Origin of the sequence: Delftia sp. GW456-R20 (assembly GCF_001622915.1) — a bacterium.
In the GTDB taxonomy this organism is placed as follows: Bacteria; Pseudomonadota; Gammaproteobacteria; order Burkholderiales; family Burkholderiaceae_C; genus Comamonas; species Comamonas acidovorans.
Genome location: NZ_LWCN01000004.1, coordinates 882766 through 908498 on the forward strand (window position 1 = coordinate 882766; position 25733 = coordinate 908498).

23 protein-coding genes are annotated in these 25733 nt (G+C 66.2%); 14 read left to right on the top strand and 9 right to left on the bottom strand.

Features of this window, described 5'->3' with window-relative positions; genetic code table 11:
* Nucleotides 1-394 precede the first annotated feature (394 nt).
* From A4F85_RS09380 to A4F85_RS09405, 6 genes are all read left to right on the top strand, one after another.
* Entirely contained in the window at nucleotides 395-3316 is a 2922-nt protein-coding gene (locus tag A4F85_RS09380) for a xanthine dehydrogenase family protein molybdopterin-binding subunit (RefSeq protein WP_063326415.1), read from the top strand.
* Nucleotides 3313-3900, top strand: a complete 588-nt coding sequence (locus A4F85_RS09385) for a (2Fe-2S)-binding protein (RefSeq protein ID WP_063326416.1) — start codon at nucleotides 3313-3315, stop codon at nucleotides 3898-3900. The genes A4F85_RS09380 and A4F85_RS09385 overlap by 4 nt, the downstream gene beginning before the upstream one ends.
* Nucleotides 3901-3905: 5 nt before the next feature.
* Entirely contained in the window at nucleotides 3906-5387 is a 1482-nt protein-coding gene (locus tag A4F85_RS09390; protein WP_063327932.1) for a c-type cytochrome, read from the top strand.
* Nucleotides 5388-5847: 460 nt separating this feature from the next.
* Nucleotides 5848-6753: an SDR family oxidoreductase gene (locus A4F85_RS09395; protein WP_043822631.1), complete on the top strand. Its 906-nt coding sequence runs from the start codon at nucleotides 5848-5850 to the stop codon at nucleotides 6751-6753.
* On the top strand, nucleotides 6750-8255 hold the full coding sequence (locus A4F85_RS09400; protein ID WP_063326417.1) for an acyl-CoA synthetase: 1506 nt from the start codon (nucleotides 6750-6752) through the stop codon (nucleotides 8253-8255). The genes A4F85_RS09395 and A4F85_RS09400 overlap by 4 nt, the downstream gene beginning before the upstream one ends.
* Nucleotides 8256-8288: 33 nt before the next feature.
* Nucleotides 8289-9266 (top strand): Bug family tripartite tricarboxylate transporter substrate binding protein, encoded by a 978-nt coding sequence (locus A4F85_RS09405; protein ID WP_012205004.1) that lies wholly within the window; start codon nucleotides 8289-8291, stop codon nucleotides 9264-9266.
* Nucleotides 9267-9302: 36 nt separating this feature from the next.
* Here the strand turns inward: A4F85_RS09405 and A4F85_RS09410 are convergent, their stop codons facing one another.
* The 3 genes from A4F85_RS09410 to A4F85_RS09420 form a co-directional block, all read right to left on the bottom strand.
* The gene (locus tag A4F85_RS09410) at nucleotides 9303-10217 is read right to left on the bottom strand and encodes a LysR family transcriptional regulator (RefSeq protein ID WP_063327933.1); all 915 of its coding nucleotides are present in this window, start codon (nucleotides 10215-10217) and stop codon (nucleotides 9303-9305) included.
* Between the two features lie 163 nt (nucleotides 10218-10380).
* Entirely contained in the window at nucleotides 10381-11385 is a 1005-nt protein-coding gene (locus A4F85_RS09415; RefSeq protein WP_012205002.1) for a tripartite tricarboxylate transporter substrate binding protein BugE, read from the bottom strand.
* Nucleotides 11386-11453: 68 nt separating this feature from the next.
* On the bottom strand, nucleotides 11454-12413 hold the full coding sequence (locus A4F85_RS09420; protein ID WP_063326418.1) for an alpha/beta fold hydrolase: 960 nt from the start codon (nucleotides 12411-12413) through the stop codon (nucleotides 11454-11456).
* A 131-nt stretch (nucleotides 12414-12544) separates the two neighbouring features.
* Here A4F85_RS09420 and A4F85_RS09425 point away from each other — a divergent pair, with 131 nt between their 5' ends.
* Nucleotides 12545-13480, top strand: coding sequence for a LysR family transcriptional regulator (locus tag A4F85_RS09425; RefSeq protein ID WP_013802857.1), 936 nt, complete (start codon nucleotides 12545-12547; stop codon nucleotides 13478-13480).
* A gap of 35 nt (nucleotides 13481-13515) precedes the next feature.
* On the opposite strand, the gene A4F85_RS09430 is transcribed toward A4F85_RS09425, so the two are convergent.
* Nucleotides 13516-14136, bottom strand: a complete 621-nt coding sequence (locus tag A4F85_RS09430) for a hypothetical protein (RefSeq protein WP_063326419.1) — start codon at nucleotides 14134-14136, stop codon at nucleotides 13516-13518.
* 331 nt (nucleotides 14137-14467) lie between these two features.
* Between A4F85_RS09430 and A4F85_RS09435 the strand changes: the two genes are divergently transcribed.
* Entirely contained in the window at nucleotides 14468-14869 is a 402-nt protein-coding gene (locus A4F85_RS09435) for a hypothetical protein (RefSeq protein WP_063327934.1), read from the top strand.
* Between the two features lie 80 nt (nucleotides 14870-14949).
* Here the strand turns inward: A4F85_RS09435 and A4F85_RS29535 are convergent, their stop codons facing one another.
* Nucleotides 14950-15426, bottom strand: a complete 477-nt coding sequence (locus A4F85_RS29535) for a hypothetical protein (protein ID WP_082848173.1) — start codon at nucleotides 15424-15426, stop codon at nucleotides 14950-14952.
* A gap of 804 nt (nucleotides 15427-16230) precedes the next feature.
* Here A4F85_RS29535 and A4F85_RS09440 point away from each other — a divergent pair.
* The 4 genes from A4F85_RS09440 (at nucleotide 16231) to A4F85_RS09450 (ending at nucleotide 18494) form a co-directional block, all read left to right on the top strand.
* Nucleotides 16231-16524, top strand: a complete 294-nt coding sequence (locus A4F85_RS09440) for a hypothetical protein (RefSeq protein ID WP_063327935.1) — start codon at nucleotides 16231-16233, stop codon at nucleotides 16522-16524.
* Between the two features lie 137 nt (nucleotides 16525-16661).
* Nucleotides 16662-17243, top strand: a complete 582-nt coding sequence (locus A4F85_RS30505; protein WP_156516992.1) for a hypothetical protein — start codon at nucleotides 16662-16664, stop codon at nucleotides 17241-17243.
* Between the two features lie 103 nt (nucleotides 17244-17346).
* Nucleotides 17347-17754, top strand: a complete 408-nt coding sequence (locus A4F85_RS09445; RefSeq protein WP_063326420.1) for a hypothetical protein — start codon at nucleotides 17347-17349, stop codon at nucleotides 17752-17754.
* A 368-nt stretch (nucleotides 17755-18122) separates the two neighbouring features.
* Complete coding sequence (locus tag A4F85_RS09450) at nucleotides 18123-18494, top strand: hypothetical protein (protein WP_063326421.1); 372 nt, start codon at nucleotides 18123-18125, stop codon at nucleotides 18492-18494.
* 46 nt (nucleotides 18495-18540) lie between these two features.
* Here the strand turns inward: A4F85_RS09450 and A4F85_RS09455 are convergent, their stop codons facing one another.
* Genes A4F85_RS09455 through fepB form a run of 3 tightly spaced genes read right to left on the bottom strand, consistent with a single transcriptional unit; the run spans nucleotide 18541 to nucleotide 21650 of the window.
* Complete coding sequence (locus tag A4F85_RS09455; protein WP_063326422.1) at nucleotides 18541-19581, bottom strand: FecCD family ABC transporter permease; 1041 nt, start codon at nucleotides 19579-19581, stop codon at nucleotides 18541-18543.
* On the bottom strand, nucleotides 19578-20654 hold the full coding sequence (locus A4F85_RS09460) for a FecCD family ABC transporter permease (protein ID WP_063326423.1): 1077 nt from the start codon (nucleotides 20652-20654) through the stop codon (nucleotides 19578-19580). Before A4F85_RS09460 ends, A4F85_RS09455 begins: the two co-directional genes overlap by 4 nt.
* A gap of 3 nt (nucleotides 20655-20657) precedes the next feature.
* Nucleotides 20658-21650 (bottom strand): Fe2+-enterobactin ABC transporter substrate-binding protein, encoded by a 993-nt coding sequence (gene fepB / locus A4F85_RS09465; protein ID WP_063326424.1) that lies wholly within the window; start codon nucleotides 21648-21650, stop codon nucleotides 20658-20660.
* Between the two features lie 119 nt (nucleotides 21651-21769).
* On the opposite strand from fepB, the gene A4F85_RS09470 reads away from it, so the two are divergent.
* The gene (locus A4F85_RS09470; RefSeq protein ID WP_063326425.1) at nucleotides 21770-22585 is read left to right on the top strand and encodes an ABC transporter ATP-binding protein; all 816 of its coding nucleotides are present in this window, start codon (nucleotides 21770-21772) and stop codon (nucleotides 22583-22585) included.
* 30 nt (nucleotides 22586-22615) lie between these two features.
* Here A4F85_RS09470 and A4F85_RS09475 read toward each other — a convergent pair whose 3' ends face one another.
* Nucleotides 22616-23407 carry an IclR family transcriptional regulator gene (locus A4F85_RS09475; RefSeq protein ID WP_012204987.1) on the bottom strand — a complete coding sequence of 264 codons (792 nt, stop codon included), beginning with the start codon at nucleotides 23405-23407 and terminating at the stop codon, nucleotides 22616-22618.
* A gap of 358 nt (nucleotides 23408-23765) precedes the next feature.
* Between A4F85_RS09475 and A4F85_RS09480 the strand changes: the two genes are divergently transcribed.
* Entirely contained in the window at nucleotides 23766-25715 is a 1950-nt protein-coding gene (locus tag A4F85_RS09480) for a TonB-dependent receptor (protein WP_231890513.1), read from the top strand.
* Nucleotides 25716-25733 lie beyond the last annotated feature (18 nt).

Genomic DNA, 25733 nt, shown 5'->3' on the forward strand with positions numbered 1-25733 from the left:
TGCGCATTGTTGGGAAGTGGGAGCAAATATAGGTTGCGCGTATAAAAACGCAAACTATAAAAAAATAAAGTAATAAGAAGCTCCGGTTATGCCCAGGACTTCACTACTTTCTGCACAACCCTCAACTATGCCTGAATGTGGACACGCCCTTGCCCTGCCGGGCTATGCGCGGCGCCACGGAGCACTGCGGCAAGGCCCTTCTTGCGCCGGCGTCTGATTGACAGTGCGGCCGGCACGCTGCCGTCGCGGCCTGGCGGCCCTGGCCCGCTCCTGCTTTTGACGATGGCAAGCACCCGCCGCTGCCGCCGCGCTGACGCCAGAAGCAGCCTTTGCTGACAGGCCGCGCGGCATGCGCCCTCCTACAGTGGGCTCAACCCCACAGGAGAAGAGCGCCATGCGCCCAGAACAACACTCCGGCGCCGGCAGCCAGGCCGGCACGGCTCCCTTGTCGCGGCGCGGCTTTCTGCAGGCCGCCAGCATCGCAGGCGTCAGCGTCTGGGTGGCGCCGCTGGCCAGCCAGGCCTATGCAGCCCTCTTTGAAGACCGCGTCCTGGGCAGTGTGGCCCGCGAGCCGGCCACCCAGCTGCCGCGCATGCGGCTCGATGGCCGCTCCAAGGTCATGGGCGCCAAGGTCTTCGCCCGCGACATCCGCGCACGCGACATGCCGCACTGGCCCCAGCAGCAATCCCATGCCTTCATCGTGCGCACCACGCTGGCCGACCGGCTGTTCGACGGCATGGACCTGTCTTCCCTGGACGGCGAACTGGCGCCCGACCGCGTGGTCACCGCCGAGGACCTGGCGCGCGACGGCCTGGCCTTTCCCGAGTTCTATGGCGAGGACATGCTGCTGCCCGCAGGCAAGACCCCCGCATACCTGGGCCAGGCCGTGGCCATCCTGATCTACCACGACTTCGCGCGCTTTCGCTTTGCCAAGGAAAGGCTGCAGGCCACGGCCGGCGTCATCCGCTACGGCCGCATCACGGGCGCGCTGGACCGTCCGCCCTGGGGCGTGTTCCGCTACGTGCGCCAGGGCGGCGCCACGGCCTTTGACGACGACGTGTTCTCCAGCCTGCGCGATGCCCCGCTGTTCCCCGCCGAACGCAAGCCGCTGGTCTGGCCGCAGATCTCCAAGGCCGACGCGGTCACGGCACGCGGCCTGCGCGCGGCCGAGCAAATCGCCCAGGAGCTGGCCACGCCGCCCGCCGACTGGCTGGTGCTGCAGCGCCACTACGCCACGCAATCGGTGGACACGGCCGCGCTGGAGCCCGACAACGCCAACTGCTGGTATGACGCGGCCACGCAAAGCCTGCACATGGTGCTGGCCACGCAGTCGCCGCACGAGGTGGCCGAATGGGCTGCGCAGATGGTGCAGGCCAGCAGGTTCCCGCTCAAGAACCTCTTCGTCCACCCGTGCTACACGGTGGGCTACGGCTCCAAGGACCACGCGCCCATGCCCTACTACGGCCTGGTCTGCGCGCTGTATGCGGACGGCAAGCCCGTGCGCCTGGCCAATGACCGGTTCGAGCAGTTCCAGTCCTCGCTCAAGCGCCATGCCTTCGAGATCGACTACACCATGGCCATCGACAGGAAGACCGGCCTCTTCCAGAGCCTGGTGGCCAACATGACGGCCAATGGCGGCGGCCGGGCCAACTTCTCGCCCTCGGTCGCCATGGTCGGCGGCACGGCAGCACAGTCCATCTACTACTTTCCCAAGAACGACATCACCGCCGTGGCACTGGCCAGCCGCGCGCTGGATGCGGGCTCGGCACGCGGCTACGGCACGCTGCAGAGCATGGCGGCCACCGAGATGATGGTGGACGAAATCGCCGAACTGCTGCAGATCGACCCCATCGAGCTGCGCCTGCGCAACGTGCTGACCTCGGGCGCCAAGAACACCCAGGGCGCCATTGCCGCTGGCGCCCTGCGCGCCGACGAGGTGCTGGAGCGCGCCCGCCGCCATCCGCTGTGGACCGAGCGCGCCAAGCGCAAGACCGCCTACGAGGCCAGCCACCCGGGCCAGCGCTACGGCGTGGGCTTTGCCTGCGTGCAAAAGGACTTCGGCACGGGCGGCGAGGCGGCCTTCGCCCGCATCGAGATATCGCCCCAGGGCCGCGTGCTGCTGCACCACTCGGGCACCGAGATCGGCACGGGCATGGGCACCTCGCAGGCCCAGCTGTGCGTGCAGTGGTTCGGCAAGCCCGCCGACGAGCTGCAGACCGCCTGCCTGGACTGGCCGGAGCTGCCGCTCAAGGCCGAGGGCGACAACTACACCATGCCCCAGGCCGACCAGGACCGCTTCGCCGCCCGGCCGCTGTGGACACCGGTCTACGCCTCGCCGGCCAGCGCCAGCAACTCGGCCTACTACTACAGCCACGCCACCAGCGAGACGGCGCGCGTGGTCTTCGAGCACGGCCTGTGGCCGGCCGCCGTCGCCATCTGGAGCCAGGGCACGGGCGGCGGCCAGAAGGCGCCCTACGTGGTGCGCCGCGAGGACGCGCGCTGGGTCAACGGCATGCTCACGGCCAACGGCATGCAGCCGCTGTCCCTGCAGGCCCTGGCCCAGAAGGCCCATGCCATGCAGCTGGTCACGGGCGCCGTGGGCCATACCTTCAACCGCTGGCAATGGGCCGAGGCCGACTTCGACATCCTGGGCACCAGCGCGCGCCGGCCGCTGGACGCGCTGGCCGTGCGCCTGGGCAGCGCGCCCGATGCTGCCGCCGTCACGCCGGCCCCTGAAACCACCGACACGCCGCAGGCGGCCACGCCCGTCGAGGCCTCTGTCACCGCGCGGCGCAGCGCCGCCGGCTACCGCATGATTGCGCGGCGCAACCTGTTCTATCCGCCCATGCAGCGCAACAACGCGGGCGTCACCTACTACAGCGCCAATGCGGCCCTGGTCGAGCTGGCGGTGGACACGGGCACGGGCGCGGTCGAGCTGCTGGCCCACCACTCCATCATGGAGTGCGGGCGGCCCATCGTGCCCGAGCTGGTACATGGCCAGCTCGAAGGCGGCATTGCCATGGGCATAGGCCATGCCCTGTACGAAACCATGCCGCTGTACGAGGGCGGCCCCGGCGACGGCAACTGGAACTTCCACCGCTACCACCTGCCGCGCGGCAGCGAGGTGGCGGTCTGGAAGCAGACGGCCGAGCTGCTGGCACCTCTGTCGGACACCGATCCGCCCAAGGGCATTGCCGAGGTGGTGATGATTCCCATCGTCGCCGCCATCGTCAACGGACTGCACCACGCCATTGGCAAGCGCTTCCACGACCTGCCCGTGACCCCGCAAAAGATCAGGGAGGCACTCGCACCATGAGCCTTGTCCCGCGCCCCTTGTCGCTGACCGTCAACGGCCAGACCGTCGGCCCCATGGACGTGCCCGAAGGCATGCCCATGATCGACTTCCTGCACGAATACCTGAACCTCACCGGCTCGCGCCTGGGCTGCGGCATCGGCGAATGCCGGGCCTGCACCGTCATCGTGGACGGGCCCGAGGGCAGCCGCGAGATGCGCACCTGCATCACCGGCGCCCACTACTTCCAGGGCCGCAAGGTCCGCACCATCGAAGGCATTGCCGACCCGGCCGGCGCGGACACCGCGCCCCCGCCCCCGCCCGGCGCCTCGGGCCAGCCGCGCAAGGTCATCGCCATCAGCCCCGTGCAGCAAAAGTACCTGGAGCATTTCAGCTTCCAGTGCGGCTACTGCACGCCGGGCTTCGTCATCGCGGCCACGGTGCTGGTCGAGCGCCTGGCCAAGGCGCCCATCCGCGCGGCCGATGTGGAACAGGTCGTGGGCGAGGCGCTGCAGCCCCACCTGTGCCGCTGCACCGGCTATGTGCGCTACTACGCGGCCGTGAAGGACCTGGTCCTGAACACGCCCGGGCTGACCTTGAAAGGATGAGCGCCATGTCCGCCGCCGACCCCAGCGCAGCCACCCCCACCGCTGCCACCGGCGCCACCGCCGCGCCACCTGCCGACTACAGCGGTGCCCGCCCACCGCCACCGCGCAGGCCCAGGCGCCGCTGGCGCGGGCTGCTGCTCATCCTCCTGCTGCTGGCCGTGCTGTTTGCCATTGCCGCTGTCTGGGGCAACCGGCCCCATGTGCCGCAGCGCGAGCCGCAGGCCGTGCACCGCAGCCCCCAGCAGCTGGCCCAGGGCCTGTACCTGGCGCGCGCCGCCGACTGCATGGCCTGCCATGACGGGGTGGGTGGCATAGGTGGCGCCCGGGAAGGCCAGCCCTTTGCGGGCGGCAAGCCCCTGCCCACGCCCTTCGGCACCCTCTACGGCACCAACATCACCCCCGACCCGGACCACGGCATAGGCCGCTGGACGGCCGAGGAATTCCACGCCGCCGTCACGCGCGGCACGGCGCCGGGCGGGCGCCAGCTCTACCCGGCCATGCCCTATGCCTCCTACCACCTGATGAGCCGCGAAGACTCGGACCTGATCTACGGCTACCTGATGAACATCCGGCCCGTGGCCCAGCCCAACACCAAGCCCGCCCTGCCCTTCCCCTTCAACCTGCGCGTGCTCATGTTCGGCTGGAAGACGCTGTTCCTGTCCAGCGCGCCCCTGCCCGTGGGCTCGCAGGGCCAGAGCCCGGCCTGGCTGCGCGGGCAGTACCTGGGCAATGTCATGGGCCACTGCGCCGAATGCCACACGCCGCGCGGCATGTTCGGCCAGATGCAGAAAGACCGCTGGCTGCAGGGCGGCACGCTCTCGCTGTTCACGGCCCCCGGCATCACCGCCGAAGCCCTGGCCGCACGCGGCTGGACGCGCGAGGGCATGGCCCAGTTCCTGCAGACGGGCTTCTCGGCCCACGGCAGCGCCTTCGATGAAATGCACGAGGTCATCGCCAACAGCACCCGGTACCTCACGGCCGAGGACATGACGGCGCTGTCCACCTTCCTGCTGGGCGACAACCCGCCCGCGCCCCAGCCCCTGCCGGCCGCCGCGCCCCCGGATTCCGGCACCGGCGACAGCGCCGGCAATGGCGCCGGCAATGGCGCGGTCAACGGCGCGGGCACGCTGGACGCGGGCCGGGGCCACTACATGGCGCTGTGCGCCAGCTGCCACGGCAGCGAGGGCCTGGGCCGCAGCCTCACCATGCCCCCGCTCAAGGGCAACAGCACCGTGCGCCAGGCCGACGCCCGCAACCTGGTGCTGGCCATCCTCGTCGGCCTGCCCAAGCACCCGGCCACCCAGCAGGGCCCAACGCCCCTGCCCGGCATGCCCGGCTTCATGCAGGAGTTGACCGATGGCGAAGTCGCCGCCCTGGCCAACTACACCCGCACGGCCCTGGGCGGCCAGCCTGCCGATGTGACCGCAGCCCAGGTGGCCGACCTGCGCAGCGCAGCCGGAAAGTCAGGGCACAAGGCTGCGCCGTGAAACACCGGCTGTTCTACGGAGCCCAACCCGTATGCCCGCGCCTGCGGCGTGGCGGTTGCGGGGTTGCAAGCCTGCCGAAGGACAGGCTTGCTTCGTCATCTGACTCGCCGTGATGTCTGAACGTAGCGCACAGCGCGAAGTGAGTTTCATGGCGAACCCCGCAACCGCCACGACGCAGGTTGCCCGCAGCGAAGCGAAGGGTCGCGGGCATTCGGGTCGCCTTCTTTGACCTGACCTTTCTTGGCGAATCAAGAAAGGGCAGTCGGCTGCCGGGCCGAGACCCGGCCTCGAAAAACAACCACCCGGCAGGGGGAGATGAGCCCCCTGCACTCGCTGACGAGCCGCGGTCACCGCCCCAAATCACAAGCCCATTGTTTCCACCACGGAACCAACCGCGTTCCACCACCCTCCTTTGCCAGCCGCCCCTGTCTCCCTAGAGTGAAAGCAAAAGGAGACAAGCATGTTCGAAGCCAATCTATTCCAGGGCCAGCGCGTCCTGATCACCGGGGGCGGCACGGGGCTGGGCCTGGCCATGGCGGCCAAGCTGGCGGAGTTGGGTGCCGAGCTGCACCTGTGCGGCCGGCGGCGCTCCGTGGTGCAGCAGGCCTGCGAGATGCTGAACAACGACACGGGCGCGCAGGCCTTTGCACATGAACTCGACATTCGCCAGCCAGAGGCCGTGCACACCGTCATCGACCGCATCTGGGCCGAACACGGCCCGCTGACCGGCCTGGTCAACAACGCGGCCGGCAATTTCGTCAGCCGCACCGAGGACCTGAGCATCAACGGCTTCCATGCCATATCGGACATCGTCTTCCGGGGCACCTTCTACGTCACCCAGGCCGTGGGCCGCCGCTGGATCGCCGAAGGGCTGCCGGGCTCGGTGCTGTCCATCGTCGTCACCTGGGTGGACACGGGTTCGCCCTTCGTCGTGCCCTCGGCCATGTCCAAGGCCGGGCTGGACGCCATGACCAAATCGCTGGCCGTGGAATGGGGTCCCAAGCGCATACGGTTCAACGCGATTGCGCCGGGCGTGATTCCCACCCAGGGCGCCAGCCAGCGCCTGCGCCCCAGGATCGACGGCAACGAGGACTCGGCCGACCGCCGCCGCCTGGACAACCCCACGCGCCGCCTGGGCACGGGCGAGGACATCGGCAACATGGCCGCCTTCATCCTGGCCCCGGGCAACACCTGGCTCAACGGCCAGACCATCACGCTGGACGGCGGCGACGCCCTGGCCAACGGCGCCTACTTCACCGAATACCAGGCCTGGGACGATGCCGACTGGGCGCGCGCCCGGCAGATGGCCAAGGCCGCCAACCAGCCCAACGTCAACGATGGGGAGCAGGAGGCCACGCCCACATGAGCAACGCCGCCACGCCCCATTCCACCCTGGTCTTCGAACAGCGCACGCTGACCGGCGCCGCCCAACAGCAGCGCGGCCGCCAGCTGGCCCAGGGCCTGCGCAGCCTGGGCCTGGCCGAAGGCGACGTGCTGGCCGTCTTCCTGCGCAACGGAATCGAATACGCCGATGTGGTCCATGCCTGCCGCATTGCGGGCATCTACTACTGCCCCATCAACTGGCATTTCACGGCCACGGAGATCGACTACATCCTGGCCGACAGCGGCGCCCGCGCCCTCATCACCAGCCAGGACCTGCTCGACGGCCTCAAGGGCGAACTCTATGCGGACCTGCCCCGGCGCGTCGCCCACGCACGCGAGCCGGAGCTGGACTACGAAACCTGGCTGGCCGCCCAGGCCCCCTACGACGGCCCGCTGGTCGCGCCGCGCGGCCACATGGCCTATACATCGGGCACCACGGGCCGCCCCAAGGGCGTGCTGCGCAAGGCGTTTCCCGTGGAAGAGCTGCCCCGGCGCCTGGCCGTGAACCAGGCGCTGATCGCCACCGCCTACGGCCTGCAGCCCGGCGCGCGCACCCTGCTGACCGCGCCCATCTACCACAGCGCGCCCAGCCTGTACTTCCAGAACGCGCTCATGCTCAGCGAGCTGGTGGTGCTGGAGCAGCGCTTCGACCCCGAGCGCTTCCTGCAGCTGGTGCAGGAGCACCGCATCGACACCGCCTACATGGTGCCCATCATGTACGTTCGCCTGCTCCGGCTGCCGCGCGAGGTGCGCGAGCGCTACGACATCTCCTCGCTGCGCTTCATCGCCTCCACCGGCTCGCCCTGCGCGCCCGAGGTCAAGAAGGCCATGATCGAGTGGATGGGGCCCATCATCAACGAGACCTATGCCTCCAGCGAGTCGGGCCTGGTCACCTTCATCGGCTCGGCCGACGCCCTCACCCACCCCGGCAGCGCGGGCCTGCCGCTGCAGGACGCCGAAGTCCGCATCCTGGACAGGCAGGGCCAGGGCCTGCCCACGGGCGAGGTGGGCCTGATCTACGTGCGCCAGCCCGCCTATGCCGACTTCACCTACAAGGGCAACGAAGAGGCCCGCCGCAAGATGGACCAGGGCGGCCTGATCACCCTGGGCGACATGGGCTACCTGGACGAAGAAGGCTTTCTCTACGTCTGCGACCGCGACTCGGACATGGTGATCTCCGGCGGCGTGAACATCTACCCGGCCGAGATTGAGAACGAGCTGCTCAGGCACCCCGGCATAGCAGACTGCGCCGTCATCGGCGTGCCCGATGCCGAGTACGGCGAACGGCTGCTGGCCCTGGTCGAGCCCGGCCAGTCAGGCACACTGCCCGAGGCGGAACTGAAAGAATGGCTGCGCGGCCGGCTGGCGGCCTACAAGCTGCCGCGCAGCTTCGTCTTCCAGCGCCTGCCCCGCGACGACAACGGAAAGATCGCCAAAAGAAAGCTGCGCGACGCCCACTGGGGCGCGACGCAGCGCAAGATCTGAACCCGCCAACACCGAAAGAGAAGGAGACAACGCATGAACAAGGCCATCGCATTGCTGCTTGCCGCTGCGGCCACCGCAGCCGCAGCCCCCGGGTTCGCCCAGTCCGACTACCCCAGCAAGCCCATCAAGCTCATCGCCCCGTATGCGCCGGGCGGCTCGGTCGATGTGCTGGCCCGCACCCTGGCCACGCACCTGTCCACGGAGCTCAAGCAGTCCGTGGTCGTGGAGAACCGGCCGGGCGCCAACACCATGATTGCCGCCTCGGCCGTGGCGCGCTCGCCGGCCGACGGCTACACCCTGCTGCTGGCCAGCAATGCCAGCATGGTCCTCAACCCCCTGCTCTACAAGAAGCTCAGCTACAACCCCGACCGGGAGCTGAAGCTCACCAACATCCTGGCCGAGGCCCCGCTGGTGCTGGTCACCAACAGCCAGACCGGCATCAAAAACGTGGCCGACCTCAAGGCCTACTCCAAGGCCCACGCGGGCAAGCTCAACTACAGCTCGGTCGGCCTGGGCAACCCGCTGCAGCTGACCACCGAGCTGATCAAGTCCCGCCTGGACGTGGCCGCCACCCACATTCCCTTCAACGGCAGCGCGCCGGCCCTCACCGCCCTCATGGCCAACGACACCCAGCTCATGGTGGACGTGGCCGGCACCTCCCTGCCCCACATCAAGGCCGGCAAGCTGGTGGCCATTGCCACCACCGGGCCCGAGCGCTCGCAGTTCCTGCCGCAGACGCCCACCATTGCCGAATCGGGCGTGCCCGGCTTCAGGGCGTCCACCTGGTTCGGCATTGCCGTGCCCGCAGGCACGCCGGCCGACGCGCGCAACACCCTGCAGGCCGCCGTCAACAAGGTCATGCTCAACCCCGAGTTCGCCAGTGCCCTGGGCAACCAGACCCTGGCCGCCAGAAAGCCCCAGACCCAGGCCCAGCTCGACGACTTCCTGGCCGCAGACGGCCAGATGTGGCGCAAGGTGATCGCGGACAACGCGATTGCGCTGGAGAACTGAAGAGCTGAAGAACTGAAGAACTGAACAACCGAGGCGCTAAGGCCCGGGCTCCCCGGCCTGCTCCACGAAGCGCAGCAGGCTGGCCCTGAGGAACTCGGTCATCACCTTGACGGCATGTGAGGGCCGACGGTCCTCGGCCGTGATGATGTACAGCCTGTCGCCCAGGCCGGACACCGTCCAGTCCGGGCACACGCGCTGCACCGCGCCCGATCGCAGCTCGTCCATCACCATGTAGTTGGGCAAGGTGGCCACGCCGCTGCCACGGAGCATGGACTGCTTGAGGAAGGGGAAATGCTCGCTGGTGATGCAGGGCTCGCACTTGAGCGCAATCTCCTGCTGCCCCTTTTTCACCGAGACGGCATAGGTCTTGCCGTCGCCGGGTGGCGTCAGCAGCACGCCGTGGGGAATCTCGGAGGGGTCGTGGAACGGCCGCGCCTTGGCATAGGCGCTGCTGGCATACAGGCCAAAGCCCACCGGCCCCAGGTCGCGAGCCACCAGGTGCTCCTGCACGTCGCGCGCCACGCGCACGGCCACATCCACCTGGGCGCTCATGGGATCGCTCACCCGGTTGGAGAACAGCACGCGGATGCGCACCTGCGGGTGCCGCTTCTGGAACGCCAGCAGCATGTCGGCCAGGTACATCTCGCCCAGGCCCGTGGGAATGCTCAGCCGCACCGAGCCCGTCACCACATGCTGCAGCGCGTCAATGGCGCCCTGCGCCGCCTCCACCTCCTGGATGATGCTGCGCCCGTGCTCGTACAGCACCTCGCCCGCCGCCGTCAGCAAAAAGCTGCGCGTCGTGCGGTGCAGCAGGGTCACGCCCAGCGCCGTCTCCAGCGCCTTGAGCTCCTTGCTCACCTTGGAGCGCGTGATGTCGCGCTTGCGCGCCGCAGCGCTGAGGCTGCGCGCGTCCACGATCTCTACGAAATTGCGGATGAGGTTGATGTCCATGGCTTGAGAGCGGCAGGTCAGGCGGTCCGCCTTGTTCGCGGCCTTGCGCGCGGCCACAGGCAACGCGCCCGGACCGCCACCCCCGGACTATGGCACCGTCACGACGCCTGGCCCCGCCACCCGTGGGCGCCGGGACACAGGGCTTTCCCCGGTGCCCGCCGCATCAGTCCAGGCTGATCTGCGACGAAGAGGCCACCTGCTTCCAGGTCGTCACATCCTTGAGGATCACCGCGCCGAACTGCTCCGGCGTATTGGCCACCACCGTGCCGCCCAGCTCGGCCAGGCGCTGGCGCAGTTGCGGATCGGCCAGGGCCTGCACGCTGGCCTTGTGCAGCTTGTCGCGGATGTCCTTGGGCAGGCCCTTGGGCGCCAGCAGGCCGTTCCAGGCCTGCACGGCATAGCCGGGCACGCCGGACTCGGCAAAGGTCGGCACATCGGGCAGCTCGCTGCTGCGCTGGGCCGTGGCCACGGCCAGCGGGCGGATCTTGCCGGACTTGATGTGCGGCAGCGAAGCCGGCAGCGGCTCCCACAGCATGGACACCTGGCCGCCGATCAGATCGGTGAACGCCGGGCCCGCGCCACGGTAGGGCACATGCATGATCTGCACGCCCGCCTTGGCCTTGAACAGCTCCATGGCCAGATGGCCCAGACCGCCCGCGCCCGAGGACGCATACGACAGATGGCCCGGCTGCGCCTTGGCCAGCGCGATCAGCTCCTTCAGATTGGCCGCCTTGACCGAGGGATGCACGCTGAGCACGCCCGGCACCGTGATCACCTGGGTGATGGGCGTGAAGTCCTTCACCGCGTCATACGGCAGCTTGGTGTAGACGGCCGGATTCGTGCCGTGCGTGCTGGACGTGGCGCCCAGCAGCGTATAGCCGTCCGGCTTGGCATCGGCCACGAAGCGCGTGCCCAGCGAGCCACCGGCACCGGCCTTGTTCTCCACGATCACCGAGGCGCCCAGCACCTTGCCCAGCTGCTGCGCGAACAGGCGGTTCACCACATCGGCCGTGCCGCCGGGCGGGAACGGCACGATCAGGCGGATGGGCTCGGCCGTGGGCCAGCCGGCATCGGCCGCCAGGGCCGACTGCGCGGGCGCCAGGGCGCCCAGGGCCAGGGCCGCCGTGGTTGCAGACAGGCTGCGGATCATGAAATTGCGGCGTTGCATGAGATTTTTCTCCTCGTTGAAATTCTTCGGGACCAGGACCGGCCAGTCACTGGCCAGTAACCCGCCAGTCACCGGCCCAGGCGCTCCAGCCAGGCCAGCACCCGGCCCAGCACCTCGTCGCCATTGGTGTCCAGCATGCAGAAATGCGAATTGCCGGTAATGCCTGCGGCCGGCAGGTCCAGCACCTCGGCGCGGCCGCCCAGGCGGCGCAGCAGTTGCCAATACACATCGGTCTGCGCGCGGTACTTCTGCCACTGCGGACTGTGCGCGAAATGATCGCCCCACACCGCCAGGTGCGGGATGGCCGAGGCAGGCGCGAAGGCATCCGCCCCCTGCTGACCTTGCTGCCCTTCTTGCAGCACCGGCATGCCCGTAGGCTCCACCCCCACCACGGCGCGCACCAGGTGCGGCTTGCGGATGGCCGCATGCGCGGCAAAGCCACCGCCCTGGCTGTGGCCCATCACCACACAGGGGCCGAATTGCTCCAGCAGCGCGTCATAGGCCGCCATGGCCATGGCCTCGTGCCCCAGCCAGCGCGGCACCATCTGCCGCACCAGGGCACCAAAATTCTCATGCGGAAACCGCTGGCCAACGAAGGGCTCGCCCACACCGTCTCCCGAAGGCGCGCCATGGCCTATGCGAAACAGCTGCCACGCCTCCTCGGCACTGCGGAACACGGGCGCCTCGGCATAGATCTCGGGGAACATCGCCCAGCCCGCGCGGCCGCGCTCCACGGCATCGCAGACCACCACGTCGTGGCCCGCCTCCAGCAGGCGCCACAGCCAGCCCTGGCGCCCATCGGGCGTGGACTCCCACTGCGCACCCGTCATGCCGCCGCCGTGCCACAGCAGCACGGGCAGGGGGCTGCGCGGACGCGCCAGCCGGTACTCCATGGCATACATCTGGCCCACGGCATAGCTGCCATTCATGTCCAGCGGCCGCTCGCCGCCATTGCGCACCACTTCCCTGTGCTGGATCGGCAGATCCCGCACCGTGCGCTGCGCACCGCCAATGAAATGGCTTTGCATCTTCCTGAGGCAAACTTCAGGCATAACAGGGCTTCTCTCGCATGCCGCCATGCTAGGCATGCCCCGCCTTGGTGCTGTGCCGATTGCGGCGGCGCTGTGCCGAATCAGCACAGCCTGCCCCCACCCTACCCATGCACGAACTCAACCTCAAACTGCTGCAGGACCTGCAGGCCCTGGCCGACACTGGCAGCCTCTACAAGGCCGCCGAACGCCGCCACATCACCCACCCTGCCTTTGGCCGCCGCATCCGCGCGCTGGAGGAATGGGCGGGCACGCCCCTGGTCGAGCGCGGCCACCAGTCGACCACGCTCACGGCCGCCGGCAAGACGCTGCTGGCCTCGGCCCATGAAGTGCTGGGCATCCTGGAGCAGACCCATGGCCTGCTGCAGCGCCCCCACCGCACGCGCGACGAAACCATCACCATCGCGGCGGGCCGCACGCTGTCGCACACCGTCCTGCCGGGCATCATCACCGCCCTCAACCAGGCCATGCCCCAGCTGTGCTGGAAAGTGGTCACTACCAGCCTGGACTACGGCGTGGAAATGCTGCTGCAGGGCAAGGTGGACCTGCTCATGTGCCACGCCCAGCCTGCCATCGAAGGCAGCCTGCAGGGCCACCACCTGGCCTGGCTGCCCGTGGGCCAGGACACGCTGATCCCCGTCAGCATCCCCCTGGTCCCGCAACTGCCCAAGTACGCCCTGCCCGCCCACGGCGGCGGCCCGCTGGTGCCCTACCTGGACTACGCGCAAAGCATGTCCCTGGGCAAGATCCTGCGCAGCCACCTGCACGAACTGTGCGACACCACGCGCCTGCGCACCGTCTACGAGGCCGACCTCGCCGACTCCCTGCACGCCATGGTCCACCAGGGCCTGGGCCTGGCCTGGCTGCCGCTCACCCTGGTCAAGACCGACCTGACCGAGGGCCGCCTGGCCCGCGCGGCCGGGCCCGACAAGGACGTGCCCATCAACGTGCGGCTCTACCGCCGGCCTGCGGCGCAGAGCAAGCCGCTCACGCGCAGGGTGTGGGCGGGGTTGGAGAATCTTTATGGGAGGAGTCAGAAGTCGTGAGCAGTCAGTCTGACCCGTAGCGTTCGACCTTCACGTTACTCAGCGTCTGCGAATTTAGAGCTGCAGAACTCATCCACCATCGCCTTGAACATCGGGCTTTGGCCAGTCTCTGCGGCCACCAGCGTACTGGCAGCATTCGAATAGAAAGCGCGATAGCCGGAATAGGCACCGGCTTCATTCTTGCCATCAATTTTTCCGCACAGCGTGGGCTGTTCATCCACGTTGCTGATAAACAAGTCCTTGAAGCGTGCAGACTGGGGATTCTGGAGCTTCTTGGATGTACTGATCTTCGCGTTTGCCACGAAGCTCTTCCAATTGCCAGCGGCGATCTGGCCAACTGCCTGTTCATTGGATTGGCGCTTTTCCTGCGAGGATTTCAAATCAGCCTTTGAGAACTTGCGCCCCATCACGCTGGCCTCTTCCACCTCCGCACTGGTCTTGCCCACGGAGCACACCAGCTTTGCGCCCATGTAGTTGAACTCAAGATTGATGCGATCGTCCTGTGCAAACGTTCGCGTCTTGTCGTCCACGGGAGAAGCCGCTTCGGGGAATGTCTTGAGGCACGCCTTTATCGCACTGTCGCGATTGGCCACAGGTGCGGCGGCAACGCTCAATGCCATCTGAGCAACGGCCATTGCAATGATCAGCTTCTTCATGTGTTCCGCCCCCTTATTCAATTGATTCACTCATGCCCGACTTGGGCGCGGGCATCTTATCAGTTGCATTTGAATCATTCGCGCAATGGACGATGCGGATTCCCACTTCGGATTGCATCCCTTCATCACTTGCCAAACAGCTGCTTCTCAAAGCCTGCATTCGGCCTCGCAGACACACCGAATCGCTGCCCCGCCCTCCGCACCCTGCGGCATCAGGCAGGCCACATTGCAGAGATGGAAGCTGCCCAGGACTTTCCCCTTGGCCCCGCTGCAGCCTTGAACTAGCATGGCCTGCACCGTCCCGGCCGGGGCGGATCTTCCTTGGGCATCGATGAGCTTTCCCGTTCAGATTCCGATCCGAGTCCCCTGCCCTCCGGGCGCCTGCATCTGCGAGCACGACGCCCTGCTAGCCGACTCCATGGCCGACCAGCGTATCCTGCGACTCACCAGGGAAGAGGAAAAGCACCTGCTACACCGGCTGGAGCAGATCACCAGCCTGCAGGACCTGCGCCATGTGGAGCAGCGCATGTATGAGCAGCTTGGCATCCGCGTGCGCATCGAGCCCGGCGCCAGCGAAGTGCGTACAGTGCGCGGCATCCAGATCGAGGTCTTGCCCATGCGCGGGTTATGCAGCAAGACACGGCAGGCGATTCCTGCGGCGATTCGGCGGGGGATGGAGAGGACGCCGGAGGTGGCGTTTGAGTTGTTGGATGAGGGGGGGTTGTTTGGGTAAGGATTGGCAACCTCGACCGACCAGGAATCACTGGTTTTCCGCAAGGCGCTCAATTCCAGCTTTGCGACTGTGGCCAGAAGCTAGCTCCAGACCTCCTCTGTCAGACGCCTCAACTCATCAACCGCCGCAGAAAAAGCCGTCTTGTCAAATACTGCTCTTTTATTTCCCGCTACCCATTCAACCGAAACAACAATACCATTTCTCACATCGATAGCACGTCCGATTCTCGCCCAACTCACCGCTTCTTCATCAACCAGCTGCTCTACCACCGCAACAGTGCAATTCATATCCATATCATCTGGACAGATCATGATTGGCACTATCGTCGACGAATTTTCATTTTTTGGATTCAAAAGATACCAGGCATTTTGCAAATCGCACTCATCAATAAGCCACCCTTGGGCCGGGACAAGGCCACCCACAGTATCTTCTCCAAAGACAGCCGAGCAATCTGCCTCTTTCAACCATAACTCAAGCGGCACCCCGTCAACCACCAGGACAGGATGGGGAGCCTTCGCGTAAAGCGACATGTGCATTACAGCTTCAATAACGTTCATGTGGTGCCAAGATTTCATTTTCAGTGTCCATGGCGATCGATTGTCCTTACCGCGCACAGGTCCCGTCAACCTCCTTCACCCTCCGTAGGGTCACCATCCCTGTCGCGTGACCCATACGGGCACTCCGCCCGAAGACATGCACGCCATCGCGAGGCGACCTGCCACCATGCCTACTCACCGCCACCGCAAACGCTGAGGATGCATGGCAGCACGCCTGAATCAAGATGCCAAGCTCCTCATCATGCGGCACAATCAGCCGACAGCGCCCCTGAAGCCAGGTTTGAATCTACTGGAAGCACCAGCCACCCGCCTCCAACATGGAATGCCCCATCTGCACAAGCACTGATTTTCATCGCCCCGCGGAGAAATCTGCAATGGAAATATGGCACTGCAAAAACTGCGGGAATGGATGTGCAGTGCGTTGCAATTACATCCCCGATCTTTCGGACGTGAAAGGCCATGACCTGTTCGTTGGAACGGCATCGGTTTCCACAGGTATAACGGGCCTTAAGGCATTGATCCAGTTAAAGAAAGCTCTTTCATTTGCAGAGCATTTTGTGCCTGCCAGACTTGATGAGCAGCACCGAGCCGGGAAACTCCGTTGGGACCTAGGATATTTTCTGGATTTTGAAGTCCAACAGGCCGAAGCAGAGTGCGAACGAATCGGTATAGCTGCGTTATTCAATAGATTGGTCTAGGCGGGCTTGATGCAGATGACAACCGGCGTGCGACGACTGACAATGCCAGTCCGTGGCACAAGCTCCTGAGATCAAGCACAATCAATACGGCCGCATGGAGATAACAATGGCATTCAAGATAAATGCAGATACAAGAACCACGATCGAGAATATTCTTGGTCGATCCATCGAAACGGAGTGCGGTGATCTGGCCAATTATGGCGAAATCGTTGACAAGGATCTGGAGAGTTTTCGGCGGCTCTGGCCCACCGGCGCAGTGATCACAGCCAACTATCTTCTATACAGGCTGGACGGACGATACGGCCTGCAAAAGGCGATGATGTATATACATCATGTGATCGGAGTTGAGGACATGACGGCGGATCAATGGCTAAAGCAAATGTTGACACTTGAGCAATAAGATGTCGAGAACTGCTTTCGGCCGATCAGACGCATCTGCGAAAACTCAGTAAAAATCACTAATTAATAAAACGTCAGACATACGGTGGCTCTCATGTCCTGGGGCGCCGAACATCCACCCATGACATTCCAGAAGACATGAATATTGAGGCACTGGCAGAAATTTTCCATGATGACAGCAACGGCCTGATTACATCCATAAGTCGTTCAGAGAACAATGAACTCTTGATTTCGATCGAATGCGATGACTGGAAAAATTCACGGATACGCAGAGAATTCAAAATCGTGTGCAAGCAATGGCTGGACACCGACGTGCGCATTTGCAGTGCAAATGCAATATCCGTATACCGGGAGCACCCCTTGCTCCTGAACCGCTCCGGAAGACAAGGCAGCCTTTACTTCTCCTCGTGCCCCCAGGATCCTTACCAAATTTATGCCTATATTTGGGAAATTCTTCATCACCACTACAAAGGCTGGCTGGCCGCATCCAGAATGATGCCGGGTTCACCGGCATCCTTTCATACACTGCTGACTGGAGGCTATGGCTTGCTCTTGCGCGGTCCTATCTCTGTCCTCACCAGCGTTCGAGATCGCATTGGATCCGATTTAAAAACACAACTGATCGACACGCATATCGTCGAAACAAGCGCGGTTGTCCTGGAAATTGGAAATCACTTCGTAATATGCGAGGAAATAGAAGTGATCGATCACAATGTCTGACCACTTCATCCAGAGGATGTCCGTCGACTGAGCCGTCCGCATCCGGCTTCTGACGGCCAGATGGGGGATTCACCATGGCACTGCAGTTGAAAGTACCTTATTGATGTCCTTATACATTGCCCATTTCCTCATGAAGGAGGAGAACGCTTCGCTCAGCACGCAGCCACCTTACGACGTCAACCGCAGAGAGAAACGCCATTTCATCGCGTCGCATCTGTTCACTGCCAGCGATGCCGAGGCAGCCTACGATCGCGCCATAGGCATGCTCCCCGGCTTGAGCGACGCAAATCACGATGGGCCCGGTGATCGAACGAACGTGGAGCCTGTTGGCATCTTCGACCTTGACGAGGTATTCGTCGCTGAGGGGCAGGTCGTAACCGGATTGAGCCAGCCATACGGTATCGATGTCGGCGTCCTGTTTATCGAGGAATTGCTGTGTCAGCGCACAAGAACCAAGCAGGAGCTGACTGTCTTCGCCGGCCCTAGGGATGGCAGGGCAGAGCAGCTCTAATTCCCCAATATCCTCGTACGTTCTCCCGCACATCCTCACTCGCCTGCCCATAGCTGAGCAGCGACTGCGAACTCCATCATCCGTATCCGAGCAGAAAACGCCGTCGGAACCTTGAGGATTTCGGCCAGCTTGCGCGCGGTACAGCAGGTACGGCTTGGGCTTGCCACGCATAGCGATTGATCTGTGCGCTTGCGACAAGCTGGTCGCCCCCCTCAGACCCACTCGACAGCCCCCATCTTCTTGAACGCCCTGCCAATCAGCTACGCAACTCGTAGTATCTGCGTCAAGAAAAACCGGCAAGCATCATCCCTTTCTGAAGGAGATGCAATGTCAGACGCCAATGGAATGCTTCGTGGAGAGTCGAACCCATGAAGCACATCCCCCCATCCCCTCCCCCCGAAAACACCCACGCACAGAAGCTCGCAACAGCGCTGCATGAAATGGACCGTTTCGTGCAGCAAGGCTGTGCCGAGGTTTCCGCCCTGGCCCAGCTGGCGCTGGCCTGGCTGGAGATCCCCGAGGGCCATCAGCGGCTGGACGTGGTGGCGCAGGCGCTGGTGACCATTCGCAACAGCGCTGAATCGCTGGCGGAGTTCGCGGGCAGTGAAGCCCGGGTGATGAACTGCGAGTACGAGGACCAGGCGGAGGTGCGCCGCAGCGAGGCGGCCAAGGTGGCTGCCGAAGAGGCCGGGCATGTGTACACCGTGGCGGGGCCTGGGGTGGCGCGGGGCGTCAGGTAGTCCCGCAGGCACTGGGGCTGCGCCCCGTTGCACCTTGCACGGCCGTCTATCCCTTGCGTGTGCGAAACAGCAGCCACAGCAGATACACCCCGCCCAGCAGCCCCGTTACCAACCCGATGGGCAGATGCAGGCGCACGGGTGCCCACTGGCTGAGCATGTCGGCCGCCAGCAGCAGAACGGCGCCCATGGCTGCCGCCGTGAACAGGGGCACGTCGGGCGACAGCCCCAGGCGCCTGGCCACCTGGGGCGCGGCCAGCGCGATGAAGGCGATGGGCCCCGCCGCTGCCGTGGCGATGGCGGTCAGGGCCACGGCAGCCATCACCATGGTGAGCCGCGTGCTCGGCACGTTGACGCCGAGCTGGGTGGCGGCATCGTCGCCCAGCTCCAGCAGGTTGATGCGGCGGGCGCACCACAGCACGACGGGCACGATGGCGATGAAGCCCAGCGCGGCGGGCACGACATGGGCCCATGTCCGCGCGCTGAGCGAGCCGGCCAGCCAGCGCTGCGCGGCAACGGCCCGGTCCAGGTCCCCCATGACCAGCAAGATGGTGTTCAGGCCCGAGAGCGTGGCCCCCACGCCTATGCCCACCAGCACCAGCCGGTAGCCGCCGCCAGCACGCCGGCCCCCGGACAGCGCAAGCACGACCGCCGCCGTGGCCATGCCCGACAGCACGGCGGCCAGCGATGTCCACAGCGGCCCGGCGTCACCCAGCACGATGAGCGCAATCGCCCCGCTGGCCGCGCCGGTGGTGAAACCGATCACGTCCGGCGAGCCCAGCGCGTTGCGGGAGATGGACTGGAAGATGGCACCCGCCATGCCAAGCGACGCGCCCACGAAGACGGCCGTGAGGACACGCGGCAGCCGCACCCGCTGCACGATGCGCTCTGCTGCGGGGTTGGAGCCCGTGCCCAGCAGGCTGTCCAGCACTTCGGCGGGGCTGAGGGACAGGGTTCCCGTGCCCAGCAGCAGCACCCCCAGCACCAGGGCCAGCACGACCAGCGCCATGCCCACGGCCAGCGGCCTGGGCCGCCAGAGAAACGAACAGGCTCCCCAGCGCACAACCGATGTGTTCACGGAGGTCTTCATAGCCTGCTCAACCGGTATCTGCACGCCACCCAGACAAAGAACGGCCCGCCGATCAGGCAGGCGACGATGCCCGCAGCCACTTCGGCAGGCGCCGCGACGACGCGGCCCAGCACATCGGCACCCAGCAGCAGCACCGCCGCGTAGAGCGCGGACAGCGGCAGTATCCAGCGGTAGTCCGGCCCGCACGAGAGGCGTGCAAGATGCGGCGCCACCAGGCCGACGAAGGCGATGGGCCCCACGGCCGCCGTGGCCGCCCCGGCCAGCAGCATGACCGCCAGGCAGGCCAGTTGCGCGGTGGCGCGCACATTGACGCCCAGCGCCAGGCCCACGTCATGCCCCAGCGCCATGGCGTTGAGCTGGCCGACGATGGCCCAGGCCGCCGCCAGCCCCGCCGCCACGGCGGCCGCCAGCACGGCGGCGCTGGCATAGCCGCTGCCCTCCAGCGAGCCGGCCGCCCAGTGGCGAAAGCCGTCGAAGACTTCCGGGGGCGCGTTGAGCAGGATGATGCCGGCGCTGGAGGTGAGCATGACCGAAAGGCCCGCCCCGGCCAGGACCAGGCGCACCGGGTGCGCGCCCGCGCCCCGGGACTGGCCGAACGCGAAGACGGCGGCGCCCGCCAGCCCCGCGCCGGCAAAGGCGCACCAGACGTACTGGAGCACGGACGTCAGGCCGAAGGCCGTCATGCCGATGAGCACGGCCAGCGCCGCGCCCGCGTTGACGCCCAGCAGGCCCGGCTCCGCCAGGGGATTGCGGGTGACGGCCTGCATGAGCGCGCCGGCCACGCCCAGCGCCATGCCGGCCAGGATGGCCACCACGGTGCGGGGCATGCGCAGCAGGCTGACGATCAGGTGCTGGTCATCACGCAGGTCCGGAGCCCGCAGCGCGCCGAGGATGTCGGCCAACGCAATGTCGCGCGAGCCGACGGTGATGCCGAGCACGGCAATGATGGCCAGCGCCAGCAGCCCGCCTGCAAGGCCCAGCCAACGCCTGCAGTGCAGGGAGGAGCGCGAACAGGAGCGCAAACAGGAGCGCTGGGCAGGCCGCGCCGCCGCGCCTTGGAGCCGTGCACGCATGGCTCAGCGGAAATGGCTTGCCACGGCGTCGACCATCTGCTGCCCCGAGTAGTAGTCGATGCGAAACGAGGTCGGGCCCAGCGGATAGACGCGCCGGCCGGCAACGGCGGGCAGGTTGGCCAGCAGCGGATCGTCCAGGAAGGCCTGCACATCGCCCTGCGAGGCGCCGAGCAGGAAGACGGAGTCGCCGGTGATGGCGGCCGGGAGATTCTCGCGGGAGATGAATTCGAAGTCCGAGGCGCGTGTGACCTGGGCGGCCAGCGCGGGCGGCAGGCCCTCCACCTTGAAGCCCAGTGCGGCCAGCAGCCGCGCATGGGGGCTGGCGGCGCGGCCTATGGAGTAGCTGCCGGCCAGGTTGTAGGCGACGATGCTGACGGGCTGGGCCGGGGGCGTGATGGAGGCGGCGGTCTGCGCCACATGGGCATCGAAGCGGGCAATGGCTGCGGCGGCCTGCTTCGCATGGCCCGTGATGCGGCCCAGCTCGGTGGCGATGTCCTGCCAGGACTGGCTGGAGTAGTCGACCACGACCATGGGCACGCCCTGCGCCTGCAGTTCGGTGCGGTGCTGGGCCACGCTGTCGGCCCCGGTGGCGGAGGCCACCAGCAGGTCGGGGCTGGCGCCGATGGCGGCCTCGATGTCGAATTGCAGGTTGCGGTAGAGCACCTGCACGCCGCGCTTGTCGGCAACGGCAGCCCATTGCGAGAAAAAGCCCTTGTCGTCGGTCATGCGGCTGGGCGTGGTCGCGGCGGTCGCAACGACCGGCGCATCGATGGCCAGCAGGATGCCGGTCACGCTGGGCGAGGTGGAGACGATGCGCCGGGGCAGCGGTGCATGGTCTGCGTGTGCTGCAGCCGGCGTATCCGATGTATCCGACGCATGCGATGTATGCGGTGCGGCGCCCGCCACGGGAACGGCGGCGCGTGGAAACCATGCGAAACAGGCCAGCACGGCCAGTGCGGCGGCCGCGCCCAGGGCGGCAAGTTTGAGTCTGTTCATCTCGATCCGAAGCGACGGGGCCGGGCGCCAGGGCGGCGTCTTCAGCGTATTCCGTATTGTAGAATTCATTCCACATTGCAAACACCGAAGGACCTATCGATTGTGGGAAATGACCGGCCATGACGCAGCGCCTGAGTGCTGATGCGGTGACGCTGCGCTACGGCGAGCGCACGATTTCGCAGGGCCTGTCCCTTGCCATTCCCGATGGCTCCTTCACCGTCATCGTGGGGCCGAACGCCTGCGGCAAGTCCACCCTGCTGCGTGCGCTGTCGCGGCTGCTGGTGCCGGTGGCCGGGCAGGTCATCCTGGATGGCCGGCACATCTCGCAATTTCCCGCCAAGGAGGTGGCACGGCGCCTGGGCCTGCTGCCGCAAAGCGCGGTGGCGCCCGAGGGCATCACGGTGGCGGACCTGGTGGCGCGGGGGCGCTACCCCCATCAATCCTTCCTGAGGCAGTGGACGGACGCGGATGAGCAGGCTGTGGCCGAGGCCATGCAGGCCACCGATGTGGCAGCGCTGTCCGACCGCCTGCTGGACGAGCTGTCAGGCGGCCAGCGCCAGCGGGTGTGGATTGCGATGGTGCTGGCGCAGCAGACGCCGATCCTGCTGCTGGACGAGCCCACGACGTTCCTGGACATCGCCCACCAGATCGAGCTGATGGAGCTGCTGGCGGATCTCAACGATGCCGGCCGCACGGTGGTTGCGGTGCTGCACGACCTCAACCAGGCCTGCCGCTATGCCTCGCACCTGATCGCCATGCGCGACGGGCGCATTGCCGCGCAGGGCGCGCCCGGGGCGATCTTCACGGAGCAGTTGGTGCAGGAGGTGTTCGGCCTGCCGGCCGTGATCATTGCGGACCCCGTGTCGGGGACGCCCCTGGTGGTGCCCAGGGGGCGCAGGGCCGTGAAAGCCATGGAGCGTGCCGCAGGGAACTGAGGCGCCCGAGCATTTCTCCCGGCGCGGCTTTCAAGGCGAATCTGCGCTGAAGGCCCGCCCGCCCGTGGACTGGTTGATCAGGCTGGCCTCGCGGAACAGCGCGACCCGGTCTTGCGGCGACTTGAGCTGGCCCAGGTCCGAGACGGTGGTGACCGCGCAGACGATTTCATGCTGCGCATCGAACACCGGGGCGGCCTGGCCCGTGACGTTGGACAGCAGGTGGCTGGTCATCTCGGACCAGCAGCGCTCGCGCACTTCGTCGAGTACGGCCTTGGCCGGCGGCTTGCCACGGAAATGGGCGGGCTGCTGGCGCCGTGCGGCGTCGATGGTGGCCTTGGGCAGGAAGGCCTGGAACACCAGGCCGCAGGCGGTGTTGTCTATGGGCAGGATATCGCCCAGCGCCAGCGGGTTGATCGAGAAGTAGGCGCTGCGGTACCAGCGCACCAGGGTGGGCCCCCGGTCGGTCCAGATGGCCACGCCGCCGCTGAGCGCATGGCTGTGCGTCAGCGCCTTCATGCGCTGCGCCGCAATCTCCACCGCATCCACACGCTTGAGCGCGCCAATGCCGATGCTCAGCGCCGCGCTGCCCAGGTCATACAGGCCGCTGGCCGGGTCCTGCTTGGCCAGGCCTTCCTTGACGAGGCTTTGCAGGTAGCGGTGGGCCGTGGAGCCCCCCGTTCCCGTTCGCCGGGCCACCTCGCCCAGCGCCAGCTCGCTTTCGGCATTGGCCAGGACCATGAGAAACCGGGTGGCGATGGAGACGGACTGGATGGTGCCGGAGCGCTTCTCGCCGGCTGTCGTCTGAGGTGTTGTTGTTTTCAAGGGCTGGGCTTTCTTGCCTGTACCAGGCGCATCGCAGGTGGGGGCGCAGGCGCCGCCGGTGTCGATGATACCGGCTCTGCCGAAGGCTCTGCACGGGTGCGCGCACACCATTTCGCCGCTGTTTTTCTCTTCCGCATGTGGGAATGCATTCCCTACTGTGGAATTTCAATGCATGATGGCGACCTTTGAAAAATACGAATCATTCTCATCAAAGGAAGATGCTGTGAAGCTGTGTTTCCATCGCAGGCTCCCGTCCCGGGCGGGCGCCATCGCACTCTCTACCCTGATGGCGCCGGCCGGCGCCTTCGCACAGGGCGCCTCGGGTTCCGGGGGGGAGTCCAACGCGCTTGAAGCTGTCGTGGTCAGCGGAGAAAAGGTCAGGCGCGAACTCAAGGACACGGCCTCCTCCGTGTCGGTCAAGGCAGGCAAGGACCTGGCCCGGCAGGAGTCCGGCAATGCCTCGGTCCACGAGGTGCTGCACGATGTGCCCAACGTGGTCTACACCGACACGGTGGGCGCGCCCATCATCCGCGGGCAGGACACGCAGGGCCCCAACAACGGCCAGAACGTCTTCTGGGGCGGCACGGTGCCGCGCGCCACCATCAACCTGGATGGGCACTACCTCAACTACAACGAGATGTTCTTCGGCGCGACCTCGGTCTGGGATGTGGAGAGCATCGAGGTGTTCCGCGGCCCGCAGACCACCTCGCAGGGTGCCAATGCCATTGCGGGCGCCATCGTCGTGAACACCAAGGACCCCAGCTTCAAGCGCGAAGGGGCCTACCAGCTGGAGGCGGGCGACTACCAATCGCGGCGTGCGTCCATCGCCGTCTCCGGCCCCGTGGGCGAGGAGCTGGCCGCGCGGCTGGCCGTGGACTACTCGGGGCGCGATACCTTCATCGACTACACCAATCCGCAGTTCCAGCGGGGCCAGGCCGATCAGGATTTCCGCGCGCTGAACGCACGCATGAAGTTCCTGTGGCTGCCCAGCCGCATTCCGGGCCTGGAGGCCAAGTTCACCTATTCCCACAACGACAGCAACCGCCCCAGCCAGGAGGCAGCGTCCGCTCCGTTCAGCGCGCTGGAGCACTGGACGACGACCATGCCCAGCTGGAAGCAGAAGACCGACACCGGCATCCTCGACCTCAGCTACGAGCTGGGCAACGGCGTGCGGCTGGTCAACCAGTCCCAGTATTCGCGCTCGTCCGTGCAGCGCTATACGGGCATTCCTGGCGAGGGCGATGCCGATATCCGCCAGAACAATGTCTCCAATGAGTTCCGCGCCCTGGTGGGCAGCGACAAGGACCGCCTGAGCGGCTTCGGCGGCGTCTACTACGCGCGCACCGGCACGGACGAAAGCCTGCTGCTGCGCGGCCTGTCCACCTTCGACGACACGAAGAAGAACCTGGGCGTCTTCGGCGAGCTGAACTGGCGCCTGGCCGACCGCTGGACCCTGACCAGCGGCCTGCGCTACCAGCAGGACGAGGTGGTGCGCACCGGCACTTCGGTGCTGGCACCCACCGCCCTCGACTACACGAAAACCTTCTCGGCACTGCTGCCCAAGCTGTCCCTGGCCTATGCCGCCACACCGCGCTGGACCGTGGGCGCGCTGGTCAGCCGGGGCTACAACCCGGGCGGTGTGTCGCTGAACCTCACCAGCCGGCAATGGGCCTATTTCAAGAAAGAGTCGATCTGGAACTACGAACTGTTCAGCCGCGCCAGCCTGCTCGATGACCGGCTGATGCTCAACACCAACCTGTTCTACATGGACATGCGGGATGCGCAGTACAACATCCCCGTGGTCATCTCCCCGGGCGTGGCCCAGTCCTACACCATCAACGCGGAGAAGGCCCATGCCTACGGCTTCGAGCTAGGCGCCGACTACCGCGCGCTGGACAACCTGCGGATCAAGGCCGGCGTGGGCGTGCTGCGCACCCGCATCGAGGAAATGGGCAGCAACCCCGGCTACGAGCACAACCGCTTCGCCCGCTCGCCCGGCTACAACCTGAGCCTGGGCGTGAGCTGGGACGCCAGCCCCCGTTTCAATGTCTCCGGCCAGGTGCGCCACCTGGACGGCTACTACTCCGATACCGCCAACACGCGCGCCTATGCGGTCGGCTCCAACACCATCGCCGACCTGCGCATGACCTATGCCTACAGCGCGCGCGTGCAGCTGTACGGCTACATCAAGAACGTGTTCGACAGGCGCGCACCGACGTACCTGCAGCAAAACCGCGGCATCGGCGGCATCGAGGCCAGCATGACCGCGCCGCGCATGATCGGCGTGGGCGTGCGAGGAACGTTCTGAGATGGGAATGACACCAGA

Excerpts from the sequence above, each read along its gene's own strand:
- A4F85_RS09380 (WP_063326415.1), top strand. The coding sequence starts at position 395 with ATGCGCCCAGAACAACACTCCGGCGCCGGCAGCCAGGCCGGCACGGCT.
- A4F85_RS09385 (WP_063326416.1), top strand. The coding sequence starts at position 3,313 with ATGAGCCTTGTCCCGCGCCCCTTGTCGCTGACCGTCAACGGCCAGACC.
- A4F85_RS09390 (WP_063327932.1), top strand. The coding sequence starts at position 3,906 with ATGTCCGCCGCCGACCCCAGCGCAGCCACCCCCACCGCTGCCACCGGC.
- A4F85_RS09395 (WP_043822631.1), top strand. The coding sequence starts at position 5,848 with ATGTTCGAAGCCAATCTATTCCAGGGCCAGCGCGTCCTGATCACCGGG.
- A4F85_RS09400 (WP_063326417.1), top strand. The coding sequence starts at position 6,750 with ATGAGCAACGCCGCCACGCCCCATTCCACCCTGGTCTTCGAACAGCGC.
- A4F85_RS09405 (WP_012205004.1), top strand. The coding sequence starts at position 8,289 with ATGAACAAGGCCATCGCATTGCTGCTTGCCGCTGCGGCCACCGCAGCC.
- A4F85_RS09410 (WP_063327933.1), bottom strand. The coding sequence starts at position 10,217 with ATGGACATCAACCTCATCCGCAATTTCGTAGAGATCGTGGACGCGCGC.
- A4F85_RS09415 (WP_012205002.1), bottom strand. The coding sequence starts at position 11,385 with ATGCAACGCCGCAATTTCATGATCCGCAGCCTGTCTGCAACCACGGCG.
- A4F85_RS09420 (WP_063326418.1), bottom strand. The coding sequence starts at position 12,413 with ATGCAAAGCCATTTCATTGGCGGTGCGCAGCGCACGGTGCGGGATCTG.
- A4F85_RS09425 (WP_013802857.1), top strand. The coding sequence starts at position 12,545 with ATGCACGAACTCAACCTCAAACTGCTGCAGGACCTGCAGGCCCTGGCC.
- A4F85_RS09430 (WP_063326419.1), bottom strand. The coding sequence starts at position 14,136 with ATGAAGAAGCTGATCATTGCAATGGCCGTTGCTCAGATGGCATTGAGC.
- A4F85_RS09435 (WP_063327934.1), top strand. The coding sequence starts at position 14,468 with ATGAGCTTTCCCGTTCAGATTCCGATCCGAGTCCCCTGCCCTCCGGGC.
- A4F85_RS29535 (WP_082848173.1), bottom strand. The coding sequence starts at position 15,426 with ATGAACGTTATTGAAGCTGTAATGCACATGTCGCTTTACGCGAAGGCT.
- A4F85_RS09440 (WP_063327935.1), top strand. The coding sequence starts at position 16,231 with ATGGCATTCAAGATAAATGCAGATACAAGAACCACGATCGAGAATATT.
- A4F85_RS30505 (WP_156516992.1), top strand. The coding sequence starts at position 16,662 with ATGAATATTGAGGCACTGGCAGAAATTTTCCATGATGACAGCAACGGC.
- A4F85_RS09445 (WP_063326420.1), top strand. The coding sequence starts at position 17,347 with ATGTCCTTATACATTGCCCATTTCCTCATGAAGGAGGAGAACGCTTCG.
- A4F85_RS09450 (WP_063326421.1), top strand. The coding sequence starts at position 18,123 with ATGAAGCACATCCCCCCATCCCCTCCCCCCGAAAACACCCACGCACAG.
- A4F85_RS09455 (WP_063326422.1), bottom strand. The coding sequence starts at position 19,581 with ATGAAGACCTCCGTGAACACATCGGTTGTGCGCTGGGGAGCCTGTTCG.
- A4F85_RS09460 (WP_063326423.1), bottom strand. The coding sequence starts at position 20,654 with ATGCGTGCACGGCTCCAAGGCGCGGCGGCGCGGCCTGCCCAGCGCTCC.
- fepB (WP_063326424.1), bottom strand. The coding sequence starts at position 21,650 with ATGAACAGACTCAAACTTGCCGCCCTGGGCGCGGCCGCCGCACTGGCC.
- A4F85_RS09470 (WP_063326425.1), top strand. The coding sequence starts at position 21,770 with ATGACGCAGCGCCTGAGTGCTGATGCGGTGACGCTGCGCTACGGCGAG.